General features: G+C 67.1%; 17 protein-coding genes. 9 read left to right on the plus strand and 8 right to left on the minus strand.

The window, feature by feature from the left end:
* Position 1: 1 nt before the first annotated feature.
* Complete coding sequence (locus ACK41U_RS06845) at positions 2–463, minus strand: Lrp/AsnC family transcriptional regulator (RefSeq protein WP_409677577.1); 462 nt, start codon at positions 461–463, stop codon at positions 2–4.
* Positions 464–595: 132 nt separating this feature from the next.
* On the opposite strand from ACK41U_RS06845, the gene ald reads away from it, so the two are divergent.
* On the plus strand, positions 596–1,714 hold the full coding sequence (gene ald, locus ACK41U_RS06850) for an alanine dehydrogenase (RefSeq protein WP_409677579.1): 1,119 nt from the start codon (positions 596–598) through the stop codon (positions 1,712–1,714).
* Between the two features lie 64 nt (positions 1,715–1,778).
* Here the strand turns inward: ald and mscL are convergent, their stop codons facing one another.
* The 3 genes from mscL to ACK41U_RS06865 form a co-directional block, all read right to left on the minus strand.
* Positions 1,779–2,222 (minus strand): large conductance mechanosensitive channel protein MscL, encoded by a 444-nt coding sequence (gene mscL / locus ACK41U_RS06855; RefSeq protein ID WP_409677581.1) that lies wholly within the window; start codon positions 2,220–2,222, stop codon positions 1,779–1,781.
* A gap of 204 nt (positions 2,223–2,426) precedes the next feature.
* On the minus strand, positions 2,427–3,116 hold the full coding sequence (locus tag ACK41U_RS06860; protein ID WP_409677583.1) for a DsbA family protein: 690 nt from the start codon (positions 3,114–3,116) through the stop codon (positions 2,427–2,429).
* 11 nt (positions 3,117–3,127) lie between these two features.
* Complete coding sequence (locus ACK41U_RS06865; protein ID WP_409677721.1) at positions 3,128–3,661, minus strand: DUF721 domain-containing protein; 534 nt, start codon at positions 3,659–3,661, stop codon at positions 3,128–3,130.
* Between the two features lie 85 nt (positions 3,662–3,746).
* On the opposite strand from ACK41U_RS06865, the gene ACK41U_RS06870 reads away from it, so the two are divergent.
* From ACK41U_RS06870 to ACK41U_RS06880, 3 genes are all read left to right on the plus strand, one after another.
* Positions 3,747–4,772: an A/G-specific adenine glycosylase gene (locus ACK41U_RS06870; protein WP_409677585.1), complete on the plus strand. Its 1,026-nt coding sequence runs from the start codon at positions 3,747–3,749 to the stop codon at positions 4,770–4,772.
* 10 nt (positions 4,773–4,782) lie between these two features.
* Positions 4,783–5,922, plus strand: a complete 1,140-nt coding sequence (locus ACK41U_RS06875; protein WP_409677587.1) for an alkane 1-monooxygenase — start codon at positions 4,783–4,785, stop codon at positions 5,920–5,922.
* 317 nt (positions 5,923–6,239) lie between these two features.
* Positions 6,240–6,947, plus strand: coding sequence for a Crp/Fnr family transcriptional regulator (locus ACK41U_RS06880; RefSeq protein WP_409677589.1), 708 nt, complete (start codon positions 6,240–6,242; stop codon positions 6,945–6,947).
* A gap of 82 nt (positions 6,948–7,029) precedes the next feature.
* Here the strand turns inward: ACK41U_RS06880 and ilvC are convergent, their stop codons facing one another.
* Complete coding sequence (gene ilvC, locus ACK41U_RS06885) at positions 7,030–8,106, minus strand: ketol-acid reductoisomerase (RefSeq protein ID WP_409677723.1); 1,077 nt, start codon at positions 8,104–8,106, stop codon at positions 7,030–7,032.
* Between the two features lie 70 nt (positions 8,107–8,176).
* On the opposite strand from ilvC, the gene ACK41U_RS06890 reads away from it, so the two are divergent.
* Positions 8,177–8,632, plus strand: a complete 456-nt coding sequence (locus ACK41U_RS06890; RefSeq protein WP_409677591.1) for an Lrp/AsnC family transcriptional regulator — start codon at positions 8,177–8,179, stop codon at positions 8,630–8,632.
* Positions 8,629–9,087, plus strand: coding sequence for an Lrp/AsnC family transcriptional regulator (locus ACK41U_RS06895; protein ID WP_409677593.1), 459 nt, complete (start codon positions 8,629–8,631; stop codon positions 9,085–9,087). Before ACK41U_RS06890 ends, ACK41U_RS06895 begins: the two co-directional genes overlap by 4 nt.
* Positions 9,088–9,141: 54 nt before the next feature.
* Here ACK41U_RS06895 and ilvD read toward each other — a convergent pair whose 3' ends face one another.
* The 3 genes from ilvD to ACK41U_RS06910 form a co-directional block, all read right to left on the minus strand.
* On the minus strand, positions 9,142–10,980 hold the full coding sequence (gene ilvD / locus ACK41U_RS06900; protein ID WP_409677595.1) for a dihydroxy-acid dehydratase: 1,839 nt from the start codon (positions 10,978–10,980) through the stop codon (positions 9,142–9,144).
* Between the two features lie 268 nt (positions 10,981–11,248).
* Complete coding sequence (locus ACK41U_RS06905; RefSeq protein WP_409677597.1) at positions 11,249–12,448, minus strand: UbiH/UbiF family hydroxylase; 1,200 nt, start codon at positions 12,446–12,448, stop codon at positions 11,249–11,251.
* A gap of 46 nt (positions 12,449–12,494) precedes the next feature.
* Entirely contained in the window at positions 12,495–12,686 is a 192-nt protein-coding gene (locus ACK41U_RS06910; protein ID WP_409677599.1) for a hypothetical protein, read from the minus strand.
* Between the two features lie 222 nt (positions 12,687–12,908).
* Here ACK41U_RS06910 and ACK41U_RS06915 point away from each other — a divergent pair, with 222 nt between their 5' ends.
* The 3 genes from ACK41U_RS06915 to ACK41U_RS06925 are packed head-to-tail and all read left to right on the plus strand — an operon-like array spanning position 12,909 to position 14,813.
* Positions 12,909–13,532, plus strand: a complete 624-nt coding sequence (locus tag ACK41U_RS06915) for a GntR family transcriptional regulator (RefSeq protein ID WP_409677601.1) — start codon at positions 12,909–12,911, stop codon at positions 13,530–13,532.
* A complete protein-coding gene (locus ACK41U_RS06920; RefSeq protein WP_409677603.1) occupies positions 13,519–14,160 on the plus strand; it encodes a DNA-3-methyladenine glycosylase family protein in 642 nt (213 codons plus the stop codon). The genes ACK41U_RS06915 and ACK41U_RS06920 overlap by 14 nt, the downstream gene beginning before the upstream one ends.
* A complete protein-coding gene (locus tag ACK41U_RS06925) occupies positions 14,157–14,813 on the plus strand; it encodes an alpha/beta hydrolase (protein WP_409677605.1) in 657 nt (218 codons plus the stop codon). The genes ACK41U_RS06920 and ACK41U_RS06925 overlap by 4 nt, the downstream gene beginning before the upstream one ends.
* The last annotated feature ends 249 nt before the right edge of the window (positions 14,814–15,062 follow it).

Raw genomic sequence — 15,062 nt, forward strand, 5'->3', positions numbered from 1 at the left:
CTCAGACCGGGATCGCGGTCGTGCGGAACACCGTGCGCAGCGCAAAGCTGGAATGCATCTGCGCCACGCCCGGCAGGCGCGACAGGTGCTGGCGGTGGATGCGGGCGAAATCGTCCGTATCCTCGACCACGATTTTCAGCAGGTAATCCGCTGTGCCCGCCATCAGGTGGCATTCCAGCACATCGGGGATGGTGCGCACGCCGCGCTCGAACGCGTCCAGCACCTCATCGGCCTGCCCCGACAGGGTGATTTCCACGAACACCGTCGTCTGGCGCCGCAACGCGCGTGCGTCCAGCAGCGCCACATAGCCCGAGATCACGCCCGTCTCTTCCAGCCGCTGCACCCGCCTGTGGCAGGCCGAGGGCGACAGATGCACCCGCAGCGCCAGTTCGGCATTGCTGATTCGCCCCTCTTTCTGAAGCAGGGCAAGAATGCGGCGGTCTATTGCGTCCAAATCGGCCATGGGCGCAGTTTCTTCGATCTTTGGCGTCTTTGCCAGCAGGTTCTTCGACAGCGCTGCCGCATGACCCGCCAGCTTCGCAGCACATTGCGCCGCCGAACTGGCACCATGGAGACAATCAGGGGAGGACTGACAATGAAAATCGGATGCCCGAAAGAGATCAAACCGCAAGAGTTCCGCGTAGGCCTGACCCCCGCCGCCACAGCCGAGGCCGTGGGCCGCGGCCATGAGGTTCTGGTGCAGACCGGCGCGGGCGAGGGCGCGGGGTTCACGGATCAGGATTACACCGATGCAGGCGCGCAGATCGCGCCTGACGCCGCCGCGGTCTTTGACGCGGCAGAGTTGATCATCAAGGTCAAGGAACCGCAGGCGACCGAACGCAGGATGCTGCGCAAGGGTCAGATCCTGTTCACCTATCTGCACCTGGCGCCCGACCCCGACCAGACCCGCGACCTGCTGGACAGTGGCGTGACCGCCATCGCCTATGAGACGGTGACCGATGCGCGCGGCGGGTTGCCGCTGCTGGCGCCGATGTCCGAGGTGGCGGGGCGGCTGGCGCCTCAGGTCGGCTCATGGGCTCTGCAAAAGGCCAATGGCGGGCGCGGCGTGCTGATGGGTGGCGTGCCGGGCGTGCGCCCTGCCAATGTCGTCATCATCGGCGGCGGCGTCGTGGGCGCGGCAGCCGCGCGGGTCGCGGTGGGGATGGGCGCGAATGTGACGGTGATGGACCGCTCGGTCCCGCGTCTGTCCTATCTGGACGATGTGTTCATGGGCAAGCTGACGACGCAATTCGCCAGCGCCGCCGCCACCGCAGAGGCCATCAGGTCCGCCGATATGGTCATCGGCGCGGTGCTGATCCCCGGCGCTGCGGCCCCCAAGCTGATCAGCCGCGCGCAGTTGTCGAGCATGCGCCCCGGCGCGGTGCTGGTCGATGTGGCGATTGATCAGGGCGGCTGCTTCGAGACCTCGCGCGCGACCACGCATCAGGACCCGATCTACGAAGTCGATGGCGTGGTGCATTACTGCGTGGCGAACATGCCCGGCGCGGTGGCGCGCACGGCCACGCAGGCGCTGGGGAATGTGACCATGCCGCATCTGCTGGCGCTGGCCGACAAGGGCTGGCGGCAGGCGGTGACCGATGACGCGCATCTGCGCGCGGGCCTGTCCACGCATGAGGGGGTTCTGACCTCGATCCCCGTGGGCGAGGCGCTGGGGCTGGAGGCGGTCACGCCCGAGGATCTGCTGGCGCGCTGATCCGCAAAGGCGCCGTGGCAGGCCGCACAGGCCAGCCACGGCGCGGTGGCGCGCCGCCGCGCCGTCAGATGCGGCTGGCGCGGTCGGCCAGCAGGTCGCGGATCTGGGCCAGCAGCTCTTCTTGGCTTGGGCCTGCGGGGGCAGGCTCGGCGGCCTCTTCCTTGCGGCGGGCCATCGTCTGCATGCGGTTCACGCCCTTGACCAGCAGGAACACGGCCCAGGCGATGATGAGAAAATTCAGCACCGCCATCAGGAAAGCGCCGTAAGCAAACACTGCCGCGCCGGAATCGCGGGCGGCTGCCAGACTGGCGCCGTCAGGAACGTTGCCCGACAGGACCAGATACTGATTGGTGAAATCAATCCCGCCGGTCGCCAGACCCAGAATCGGGTTGATCAGATCGGCCACCAGCGAGCTGACGATGGCCGTGAAGGCCGCGCCGATGATGATGCCCACGGCAAGGTCAATGACGTTGCCCCGCGCGATAAATGTTCTGAATTCCGCGAACATGATCCTCTGTCCCTTCTGCGCTCAGCTCTGTGGCCGATGGCGCAGGGTGCGGCAGTGGTTCGCAAAAATCAATCGGGCGCGTGTGCCGAGGCCGGGACGGGGTCTTTGGACAACGAAGAAGCCGCCATGTCGCGCCGTCCGGGCGCCACCGGGGGCCAGCCGGTCTGCGCGCCGGTCGGGCGACGCGCAGACCGGGCAGCGGCGTTATTCGGCTGCGGGGGCGTCAGTTGCGGGGGCGTCGGCTGCGGGTGCGTCGGCTGCGGGTGCGACCTCGTCCAGCTTGGCCTGAATGATGTCGCGCATGCTGTCCCAGGACTGGTTCGGCACCTTCTCGTCGCCGATGATGAAGGTGGGCGTCGCCTCGACCCCGTCAGCGGTGGCGTTCTGCTGGAAAGTGGCGATCAGCTGTTCGACCTTGGCGGTGTCGTCCCAGCAGGCGGTCATCTGATCGTCGCTCATCCCGGCCTTGAGGCCGATGCGGCGCAGTCCTGCCGCGATCTCGTCGCCCGAGCCGCCCGACAGCCATGCCGACTGTTCCTCGAACAGCATGTGCGAGACGGGGTAATAGCGGTCATCACCGCCGCAACGCGCCAGCACCCCGGCCCACAGACCGACCTGATCGAAATAGACATCGCGCTGGACAAAGCGCACCTGCCCGCTGTCGATGAATTCGGCCTTGAGGTCGGGGAACACATCATTGTGGAAATTCGCGCAATGCCCGCAGGTAAAGCTGGCATATTCGACGATGGTCAGCGGCGCATCCTCGGCGCCAAGGGCGATGTCGGGCAGGGTTTCGACGGCCGCGTCAGCGGGCGCGTCCTGCGCCATGGCGGGAACGGCAAGGGCCAGCGTCAGTGCGGTCGCGGCAGAGGCGACGACGGGGCGAAGGAACATGGAAAATCCTTTCAGGTCTTTCTGGAATTGCGGCTTGTGACGTTCAGCGCCAGCCGGGCCATGGCCTCGGCCAGCGTCGGGTCGGTGAATTGCGCGCCCACCCGTGCGGCCTGTTGCAGGCTTGCGGGGTCGGGCGCGGGCGGTGCCTTGGGGCGCGCCGTGAACTGGGCCTGCCCCTCGGCAAAGCCATGGGCGGCGGTCTGGGTCAGGGTGATGCGCTGGATCGCGTTATAGCCGTAGCAGGCGTTCACACGCTCGCGCAGGGCGGGCAGCTGCATCTCGACCATGGGCGCCATCGGGCCGGTGGTCAGCAGGGTCAGGGTGGCGCCGACAGTGGCGCGGCCATGGCTGATGCGCACCGGACGCGTGACGGCGGCAATCTGCGGGCCGGCGATCTCGGGCCAGTGGGTCAGCAGACGCGAGACGGCAAAGCCCCGCCCCTCGGCCGCATTCTGCACGCGGTTGGCCAGCAACGAGGCGGCGGGCTGGAACCCGCGGCTGCGGCGGCGCCGGAACGTGTTGGGGCTGTCGGGTGGCTGGGCCATCATCGCCTGTTCTGCTATCACGCCCCCATCCTTAGCCAGCCATCCGCCCGGATGAAAGCGCGCCCAACCTGATGAGGCCACATAATTGCGTGAAAGCAAGGTGATCGCCCCCGATCTTCTGGACTGGTATGACCGCCATGCCCGCGCCCTGCCCTGGCGGAGGCCGCCGGGTGGCGGGCGCACCGATCCCTATCCGGTCTGGCTGTCCGAGGTGATGCTGCAGCAGACCACCGTGGCGGCGGTGAAAGAGTATTTCCGCCGCTTCACCGCCCGCTGGCCCACGGTGGGCGCGCTGGCGGCGGCGGATGATGCGGTCGTCATGGCCGAATGGGCGGGGCTTGGCTATTACGCACGCGCGCGCAATCTGCTGGCCTGCGCGCGGGCGGTGGCGGCGCGGGGCGGATTTCCCGACACGCGCGAGGGGCTGGCGGCGCTGCCCGGCATCGGGCCCTATACATCCGCCGCGATTGCCGCGATCGCGTTCCAGCAGCCCGAGACAGTCGTGGACGGCAATGTCGAACGTGTCGTGGCGCGGCTGTTCGCGGTGCAGACCCCCCTGCCCGCCGCCAAACCGGAACTGACCACGCTGGCGGCCACGCTGACGCCCGCCACGCGGCCCGGCGATTACGCGCAGGCGATGATGGATCTGGGCGCGACGATCTGCACGCCGCGCAACCCCGCCTGCGGCATCTGCCCGCTGATCGCGCTGTGTGACGCCCGCGTGCAGGGCATCGCCGCCGAGCTGCCGCGCAAGGCGCCCAAACCGCCCAGGCCCGAACGCCATGGCATCGTCTGGATCGCCTGCCACGGCGATGGGGTCGTGCTGGAGCATCGCCCGGCCAAGGGTCTGCTGGGCGGCACGCTGGCTTTCCCCTCGGCGCTGTGGGACGGACGCGACCTGCCGCCGCCCGGCCCGGCGCAGTGGCGTGAACTGGGTCAGGTGCGCCATGTGTTCACGCATTTCTCGCTGACGCTGCAGGTCGTCCGGGGCGATCTGACGGGCAATCCCACGCGCGGCGAAGTGATCCCTCTGCGACAGATCGACCGCGACGCGCTGCCGGGGCTGATGCGCAAGGTCTGGGATGTGGCGCAAGGCGCGAACCCGGCGTAGCATCCGGCCCATGACCGAGTCGCCCCGTTCCCGATTGCCCGCCGCAGCCCCGTTCTGGCTGTCCATCCTGATGATCCCGCTGGTACTGCTGGCCGCCATGCAGGGCGGCTGGTGGTGGCTGCTGCTGCCCGGCTATGCGTGGTATGTCACCACCATGCTGGACAGCCTGCTGGGCCTGAACGAGACCAATCCCGACCCCGAAACCGCGACCGACCAGCTGTTCTGGCACCGCGCCATCACCATCATCTGGTTCCCGCTGCAATTCGCGGCGATCTTTGGCGCAATCTGGTATGTGCAGACCACGGCGCATCTGTCGGGCTGGGAAAAGCTGGGCCTGTTCTTTGGCATCGGGGTTCTGTCGGGCAGCATCGGCATCGTCTATGCCCATGAACTGCTGCATCAGAAGACGGTGCTGGAGCGCTGGCTGGGCGATCTGCTGCTGGCCACGGTGCTGTATTCGCATTTCCGGACCGAGCATCTGCTGGTCCATCACTCATGGGTGTCGACCCCGCGCGACGCGGTGTCAGCGCGGTACAATGAGGGGTTCTACCGCTTTTTCGCGCGCGTGCTGAGCGGTGGCCCGCGCAGCGCATGGGCCGCCGAGACGCGCTTTCTGGCCCGCGCGGGCCGCAGCCCGTGGGACCGGCGCAACCCGTTCTGGCGCTACGGGGTGCTGCAACTGGCAATGCTGGCCTTCGCACTGGTGCTTGGCGGTTGGGCCGGGCTGGGGCTGTTCGCCTTTCAGGCCTTCATCGCGGTCTGGCAGCTGGAACTGACGAATTACGTCGAGCATTACGGCCTGTCCCGTAAACATCTGGGCGAAGGCCGGTATGAACCCGTCCGCCCGCGCCACAGCTGGAACGCCAGCCACAGGGCGACGAACTGGCTGCTGATCAACCTGCAACGCCACTCGGACCACCACTACAAGCCCGAGCGTCGCTTTCCCTTGCTGCAAACCTATGCGCCCAACGAGGCGCCGCAACTGCCCTTTGGCTATCCCGCAATGACCTTTGTGGCGATGGTGCCGCCCCTGTGGCGGCGGCGCATGAACCCGCGCGTGCGGGCATGGCGCAAGCAGTTCTATCCCGAGATCACGGATTGGGCGCCCTATAATTCAGGCGATCTGCCGATGCCGCGCAACGCGCTTTAGCGGATTTCGATCCTCTCGCAGAAAACGACCCGATCTGTCGCGCAGGCGACATTCCGCGCATGTGTTTCTAGTATGAAGGTATGGCAATCATGGGCGCGGTTGGCTGTGTCAGGGTTTTCGATTGTTGCGCCCGTGGTTGCTGACATATTGCTTTGTGATAGGCCAGCGGCATGCTATCGCGACATCAGTTCGATGTCTTGGATACGCATGCAAAGGTAGTTCAGGGATTGTCTGAATCGACAACACCGGCAGGCCGCTACGTCCTCGTTCCCCGGAAACCTGCCCGAGGCACTGTCGGGGCGGCACCTGCGGACCATATGGCCGCAAACCTTCTGCGCATCATGAACAACCATACGGCCGCGCTGCTGGGCGGGATCGACCTTGAAACGCTGAAGCAGTTTCTGGCCCGCTGCACCATCCGCACCTTCCATGCCGAACAGCAGATCATTCAGCAGGGCGCGATGCTGGACCACGCCTTTCTGGTCCTGCGCGGCGCAGTCGAAGTCAGCATTCTGGATATCGAGGGCAACCGCGTTCTGGCCCATCTGGCCCAGCCCGGAGAGGTCGTGGGCGAGGTCGAGCTGCTGTCCGGCCTGTTCTGCGTCGCCAACTGCATGGCCCGGCCCGGCACGATGGTTGCAAGCTTTGATCTGCCGCTGCTGCGCAGCGTGATCCCCGGCGAGCGGTTGCTGAAAAATCTTGCGCGCCTCTTTCACGACCGTCTGGCGCGGGACAACCGCTATCATCTGCTGGCCATGTTCTACTGCGTCGAAGACCGCATCCGCAGCCACCTGCTCAGCCTGACCACGCCGGACAACCCCAGCGCGGATATCAGCCAGGCGGATCTGGCGGCGTTCAGCGGCTGTTCGCGGCAGACGGTCAACCGCACGCTGGCGCAACTGCGCGATGAGGGAATCGTCGAACTGGGTCGCGGCAGGATCGTGGTTCTTGACCGCGAGCGGCTGCAGCAGCTTGCGATGGGCGTCAAACCCGAGGGCCAGAAACCAACGCGCAACAAGCCCTGACCGAACAAGACAGGCGCCAGAGACGGTATGTCTCTGGCGCCTTCCGGTCCGGGGGCAGACCCCCGGCTGGCTGTTCCGCAGGTCAGTTGCGGCTGCGATCGACCATCTTGCCCTTGCTGATCCAGGGCATCATTTCGCGCAGTTTCGCGCCGACCTTCTCGATCTGATGCTCGTCGTTGATGCGACGGGTGGCCTTGAACGAGGGCTGGCCGACGGCGTTTTCCTGCATGAAGTCGCGCACGAACTTGCCGGTCTGGATGTCGGTCAGGACCGCCTTCATCCGCGCCTTGGTCTCGTCATAGGGCAGGATGCGCGGGCCGCTGACATATTCGCCGTACTCGGCCGTGTTGCTGATCGAATAGTTCATGTTGGCGATGCCGCCTTCATAGATCAGATCGACGATCAGCTTGACCTCGTGCAGACACTCGAAATAGGCCATTTCCGGCTCGTAGCCCGCTTCGACCAGCGTTTCAAAGCCCATGCGGATCAGCTCGACCAGACCACCGCACAGCACCGCCTGTTCGCCGAACAGATCGGTTTCGCATTCCTCGCGGAAGTTGGTCTCGATGATGCCCGAGCGGCCGCCGCCGATGGCCGAGCAATAGGACAGGCCGATATCCATCGCCTTGCCCGAGGCGTCCTGATGCACGGCCACAAGGCAGGGCACGCCGCCGCCCTTGGTGTATTCGCCGCGCACGGTATGGCCGGGGCCCTTGGGCGCCATCATGATGACATCGACGCCGGGTTTCGGCTCGATCAGGCCGAAATGCACGTTCAGGCCGTGGGCGAAGGCGATCGCCGCGCCCTCGCGCAGGTTGTCATGGACGTATTTCTTGTAGGTCTCGGCCTGCAGCTCGTCGGGCATGGTGAACATGATGACATCGCACCATGCGGCGGCTTCGGCGATGCCCATGACCTTGAGCCCCTCGCCTTCGGCTTTCTTGGCCGAGGCGCTGCCCTCGCGCAGGGCGACGACGAGGTTCCTGGCGCCGCTGTCGCGCAGGTTCAGCGCATGGGCGTGACCCTGGCTGCCATAGCCGAGGATCGCGACCTTCTTGTCCTTGATCAGGTTCACGTCGCAGTCGCGGTCGTAGTAAACACGCATCGGAAATCTCCTTCTTGATGTCGCCTTTCTAACGCATTCGCGCGCAAGACACAGTGCAATCGCCACGATATTTTGGCCCTGTGCGAAAGGATCATGCCTTGATATGCTTCAGAGTATGACTTTCATGCCCGACACGACCGATAAACGCATCCTTCGTCATCTGTTGGCCGATCCCGCCGCAGCGAATGCGACACTCGCTGAACGTGCGGGCGTCACCACAGCCAGCCTGTGGCGGCGGTTGGAGCGGCTGCGCGAGGCGGGCATTCTGCGCGGCATTCAGGCCCGCATCGACTGGCGCGCAATGGGGTGGGAGGTCGAGGTCTCGCTGCGCTTCACGCTGGACAAGACCAACCCCCGCGCCTTTGACGAATTTTCGGCGGCCTTGCGCGCCGTGCCCGAAGTGATCGAAATTCAAAGTTTTCTGGGCAGCGTGGACTGGCGCGCATCCGTCATCGCGCGGGACATGGCGCATTGGCAGCAGGTCTATCGCGACCGCATCCTGACCCTGCCGCATATCGCCGAACTGGACGCACTGATGCTGGTGGCCACCATCAAGGACAGCGGGGAACTGGCACTGTGAGCGGTCTGGACGCAACCGATCTGGCGATTCTGCGGATGCTCGCCGATGACGCGACAGCCAGCGCCGCGCAGATCGGGCGTGCGGTGGGGATCGGCCAGCCTGCCGCCTGGCGGCGCGTCAAACGGCTGAGCGATCAGGGGGTGATCACGGGCCGGCGCGTGGTGCTGGATCAGGCCGCACTGGGGTTTGGCGTCACGGTGTTTCTGGGCATCCGGCTGGCCGCCAAGGGCCGCACCAGCCTTGAGGATTTCGAGCGCGCCGTGACCGCCATCCCCGAGGTGCAACTGGTCCAGCATGTGTTGGGGCAGTTCGATTACCGGTTGCGCATCACCGCCCGCGACATTTCCGATTTCGAGCGGATCTTGCGGCGACGCATCATGACCCTGCCCGGCGTGGGGCAGGTCGAGGCGAATGTGATGCTGTCCGAGGAGCGGCGGCCGGGGCCGTTGGGGTAAAACGGGGGCATTCTGCCCCCGCACCCCCTGAGGATATTTTTATGAAGAAGAAGCTTATTCCGGGATGACCCGGACCGCGCCCTTGGCGGCGCTGGTGGTCATGGCGGCGTAGGCGCGCAGGGCCGTGGTGATCTTGCGCTTGCGGGGTTTGGCGGGTTTCCAGCCCTCTGCCTCGCGCGCGGCGCGGCGGGCGGCGAGGGTGGCATCGTCCACCACCAGCTCGATCTTGCGGTTGGGGATGTCGATGCGGATCAGGTCGCCCTGCTCGACCAGACCGATGGTTCCGCCCTCGGCGGCTTCGGGTGAGACATGGCCGATGGACAGGCCCGACGAGCCGCCCGAGAAGCGGCCATCGGTGACCAGCGCGCATTCCTTGCCCAGACCTTTGGATTTCAGGTAGCTGGTCGGATACAGCATTTCCTGCATGCCGGGGCCGCCGCGCGGGCCCTCATAGCGGATCAGCACGACCTCGCCCGATTTGACCTTGCCGGTCAGGATCGCGCTGACCGAATCGTCCTGGCTTTCGAAGATATGGGCCGGGCCCTCGAAGGTCAGGTTGCTGTCATCCACGCCTGCGGTTTTGACGATGCAGCCATCCTCGGCCAGATTGCCATAGAGCACCGCCAGCCCGCCATCGCGCGAAAACGCATGTTCCGAGCTGCGGATGACGCCCTTTTCGCGGTCCAGATCGACCTCGTCATAGCGGTTCGCCTGCGAGAATGCGGTCTGAGTCGGCACGCCGCCGGGGGCCGCGCGGAAGAAGTCGTGGACCGAGGCCGCATCGGTGCGCGACACGTCCCACCGGTCCAGCGCCTGTGCCAGCGTGCCGGAATGGACGCTGCCGACCGAGGTATCGAGCAGCCCGGCGCGGTCCAGTTGCCCCAGAATCGCCATGATGCCACCGGCGCGGTGGACGTCTTCCATATGCACATCGGCCTTGGCGGGCGCGACCTTGCACAGGACCGGCACCTTGCGCGACAGGCGGTCGATGTCGGACATGGTAAAGTCGATCTCGGCCTCATGCGCCGCCGCCAGCAGGTGCAGCACCGTGTTGGTCGAGCCGCCCATCGCGATGTCCAGCGTCATCGCATTCTCGAAGGCCGCGAAGCTGGCCACATTGCGGGGCAGGACGCTGAAATCGTCGCCCTCGTAATGGCGGCGCGCCAGATCGACGATCAGGTGGCCCGCCTCGACGAACAGCCGCTGACGGTCGGCATGGGTGGCCAGCGTCGAGCCGTTGCCGGGCAGCGACAGGCCCAGAGCCTCGGTCAGGCAGTTCATCGAATTGGCGGTGAACATGCCCGAACAGGAGCCGCAGGTCGGGCAGGCCGAGCGTTCGATCGCCGCGACATCCTCATCGCTGACCGAATCATCGGCGGCCGCGACCATGGCATCGACCAGATCCAGCGCCTTGACGCGACCGTCTTTCAGCACGACCTTGCCCGCCTCCATCGGCCCGCCCGACACGAAAACGGTGGGGATGTTCAGCCGCAGCGAGGCCATCAGCATGCCCGGCGTGATCTTGTCGCAATTGCTGATGCAGACCATCGCGTCGGCGCAATGGGCGTTGACCATGTATTCGACCGAATCGGCGATGATCTCGCGCGAGGGCAGCGAATAGAGCATGCCGTCATGGCCCATGGCGATGCCGTCATCGACGGCGATGGTGTTGAATTCCTTGGCGATCCCGCCTGCGGCCTCGACCTCGCGGGCGACCATCTGGCCCAGATCCTTGAGGTGGACATGGCCCGGCACGAATTGCGTGAAGCTGTTGACGATGGCGATGATCGGCTTGCCGAAATCGCTGTCCTTCACGCCGGTCGCACGCCACAGGCCACGGGCGCCGGCCATGTTGCGGCCATGGGTGGTGGTGCGGGAACGATAGGCGGGCATGGGCGATCTCTCCTCTGGCTGGCGATTGCGTTTAGCATCCTGCGCGGCGGAAGGAAATTACCCCCGATGCCCGACAGGCGAGGTTTTCTGTCGGCGCATGGCTGTCCAGCGCGTACCGGAGGCGGGCGCGGGGGGTCCGGGGGGTGCAGCCCCGCGGGCCGTCGCGGGACGCAATCAGCGCCGGTTGCGGATCAGGAGGCCGGCGTGATGGTGACGAGCCCGCCGCGATCAGCGCCGCCGCCCGCCGCGTGGCCCAAAGGCAACCACCTTAGCGCAGGCCCAGACCCGCGCGCATCATCAGCCGCCGCACCGGCGCCACACCATAGAGCCCGCCCAACGCCGCCGCACGCAGATCGCGCAGCGGGCGCGCGCCCATCTGGCTGGCGCGGTTCAGCGCGTCGATGCCCATCAGGCGCAGCATCGCCTCGGGGCGGCGGCGGCGCTCGTATCGGGCCAGCGCCTGCGGATCGCCCGGATCGCTGCGGTTCAGCTCCAGCAACTCGGCCAGATCGGCGAGGCTCATGTTCAGCCCCTGCGCGCCGATGGGCGGCACGACATGCGCGGCCTCGGCGATCAGCGCGGTGCGCGGGCCGGTGAAGCGGTCTGCGATCTGGCTGATGATCGGCCATTCCGTCAGCCGCGTTGCCAGCCGCAGATGCCCCAGCACCCCGGCGGACCGGGTATTCAGCTCCGCCTCGAACGACTCCGGCGGCAGGGCCCGCAGGCGTGCCGTCTCGCGCCCGTTTTCCATCCAGACCACCGCCGATGAGGGTCGCCCCTCGCGGTCGGGCAGCGGCACCAGCGTGAACGGCCCGCCCGAGCGGTGCACCTCGGTCGAGACATTGCCATGCGGAAACTCATGCGTGACCGCAAAGGCCAGCGCCTTCTGGCCATAGCGCAACCGCCGCGCGGCGATCCCCAGCGCGTGGCGCACCGGCGAATCGCGGCCATCGGCGGCGATCAGCAGCCGTGCGCGGAGGCGGCGGCCATCCGACAGGGTGACCAGCGCGCCCTCGTCGCGGGCCAGCACCTCATGCGTGCCCGTGCCCGGCTGGAAGCGAACCGATTGCAGCCCCTCCAGCCGGGCCGCAATCTCGCGGCGCAGCAGCCAGTTGGGCAGGTTCCAGCCAAAGGGCTGGCCGCCGATCTCGGCGGCGTCGAAATCGCGGATCAGGCGGGCGCGCGGCGCGGCGCCCCCCGCATCGACGATGCGCATGACCTGCAAGGGCGTCGCATGCGGCGCCAGCCGGTCCCACAGCCCGATCCGTTCCAGAAACGCGACCGATGGCGTCAGCAGCGCGGTGGTGCGCAGGTCGGACCCCTCGGCGGCCTCTTCGGTGACGGGCGGGGCGGGGTCGACGCAGAGGGTCGAAAACCCCTCGGCGCCGAAGGCCGCAGCCGCGATCAGCCCCGCGATCCCGCCACCCGAGATCAGGATGTCGATGTCTTCGATCTCGGGTCCGGGCATCGGCGTGGTCCTGTTCTGTCTGGTGGGGGGCGGGCGGGCGGGCGGGTTAGTTCGCGGCGGTAAAGGCCAGCATCACGACGAACACGATCGCTGTGGCCACCAGACCGAATATCCCCAGACCCGGCGCGCCGAAGGCCAGAACCAGCCCGACCAGCAGGGCGACCAGCACCAGCAGGGTCACCGCAATCAGCCGGAAGGCCGCGGCGGGCGAAAGATCGTATTTGTCATGCGCAGTCATGGGATGTTCCTTGCAAGGGTGGCGCGCGTTCCGGCCCCTTGATACCCCCGCCCGGCCCCGGGGCGCAATGCGACGCAGGAACGCGGCCAGACAGGTTTCGCCGCGCGGATGGCCCCTGCCCGGCCGGGAAGCAGCATGCACATATGCGAATAATCCATTGTTCGGGCATGGCGTGGCACACGCGCGCTTGCAATTCGGTGCGGCAGGTCCAATCGTTGCCGGATGAAAGATGCCTATTCCCTGATTTTGGCCGCCATCGAGGCGGGCACCTATCGCCCCGGCGACCGGCTGGTCGAATCCGAGCTGGCCGACCGCTTCGGCGTGTCCCGGACACCTGTGCGCGAGGCGCTGCAGCGGCTGGAAACGCAGGCCATGCTGGTGCGCGACGGGCGCAGCCTGATCGTCGCCTCGCTGGATCACAACCAGCTGGCCGAGCTGTATGTCGTGCGCGCCGAGCTGGAGGCGCTGGCCGCGCGGCTGGCCGCCCGCCACGCCACCCCCGAAGAGGTCCGCGTACTCAGCCAGATGGTCGAGGAGGACCGCCAGAACCAGCGCGACCCCGAGGCGCTGGCGCGGGCCAACCGGCGGTTTCACCGGCAGATCCATCTGGCCTCGCACAACCGCTATCTGGTGCAGCAGCTGGACCTTGTGCATCGCAGCATGGCGCTGATGGCGCGGACCTCGCTGGCCGCCGAGGGCCGCAGCGAGGCCGCCATGACCGAACATGCCCGCGTGGTCGAGGCGATCGCGGCGGGTGACGGGCAGGCCGCCGACAAGGCTCTGCGACAGCATATCTCGATGGCATGGGAAACCCGGCTGAAGCTGGAAGCCCATGCCCATGGCTGAGCCGTTCCGCGTCATTGCGACCGAGGCCGATCTGGCGCTGGGTTGCGCGCATCTGGCCGCCATCTGCCCGGTCTGGGCCGGGGCACTGCCCCGGATCGGCCCCCTGCCCCTGCGCCGCCGCCCCGATGGCTTTGCCGCCATGGCCGATGCGATCATCGGCCAGCAGATCTCGGTCGCGGCCGCCGCCTCGATCCGGGCGCGGATGGAGGCGGCGGGCCTTTTGTCCGAAGAGGCCCTGCGTGACGCCGACGATGAGGCGCTGCGGGCGGCGGGCCTGTCGCGGCCCAAGGCACGCTATCTGCGCGGCATTGCGGCGGCGCGGCTGGACTGGGCCGGTCTGCGGGCGCTGCCCGACGATGAGGCGATCGCGCGGCTGACCGCCCTGCCCGGCGTGGGGGTCTGGACCGCCGAGATCTATCTGAAATTCGCGCTTGGCCGCGCCGATGTCTTCGCCGCCGGTGATCTGGCGCTGCAGGAGGGCGCGCGGCTGTTATATGGGCTGGACGCCCGGCCCGGCCCGGCGGCCCTGCGCGTGCTGGCCGCGCCATGGCAGCCCTGGCGGGCGGTTGCGGCGCGCGGGCTGTGGGCCTATTACCGGCTGGCAAAAGGCCGCGAGGGAGTGACATGACCGATCGCCTGACATCCGCCCGCAAGGGCCCCAAGGCTGCCTCATCGGCGGTGATCTTTCTGCATGGCTACGGCGCCGATGGCAATGACCTGCTGGGTCTGGCCGATCCGCTGGCGCAGCATCTGCCCCAGACCGCGTTTTTCGCACCCAACGCACCCGAGCCCTGCCGCAACAATCCGATGGGTTTCCAGTGGTTTCCGATCCCCTGGCTGGACGGCTCGGGCGAGGACGAGGCGCGCAGTTCGATGCGGCGCTCGGTCGGGTTGCTGGACGCCTATATCGACGGCGTGCTGGCGCAGGAGGCGCTGACCCCCGACCGGCTGGTGCTGCTGGGCTTTTCGCAGGGCACCATGATGGCGCTGCATGTGGCGCCGCGCCGGGCGCAGGCCGTGGCCGGGGTCGTGGGCTTCTCGGGCAGGCTTCTGTCGTCCGAAACGCTGGAGGCCGAGGCGCAGGTCAGGCCGCCGGTGCTGCTGATCCATGGCGATCAGGACGAGATGGTGCCGTTCGATGATATGGCGCTGGCGGGCAATGCGCTGCTGGGTGCGGGCTTTACGGTCTACGGCCATGTGATGGAGGGGACCGGCCACGGCATCGCCCCTGACGGGCTGTCGGTCGCGCTGGCCTTTATCCGCGACCATCTGCCCCGCTGAGCCAAGCTGAGAGGGCGCAGGGGGCTTCGCGCCCCCATCCTTTTTCAAAGGATTCCCCCGCGGGATATTTGGACCAAGGCAAAGCTGCCTTTTCCGCAGGCAGGCGATTGTCATGGCGGTGTCACGGCATGCCGATATTTATCCGGCAGGCCCGGACAGATGCAGAGGCTTGCCAGACGGCTTGCGCGATATATAGTCAGGGCATTGATCTGAGAGGCGCCCCGCCGACCTGCGGGGCAAGCAGGAAGG

It is taken from the genome of Paracoccus sp. (in: a-proteobacteria), from assembly GCF_046289755.1.
Taxonomy (GTDB): domain Bacteria; phylum Pseudomonadota; class Alphaproteobacteria; order Rhodobacterales; family Rhodobacteraceae; genus Paracoccus.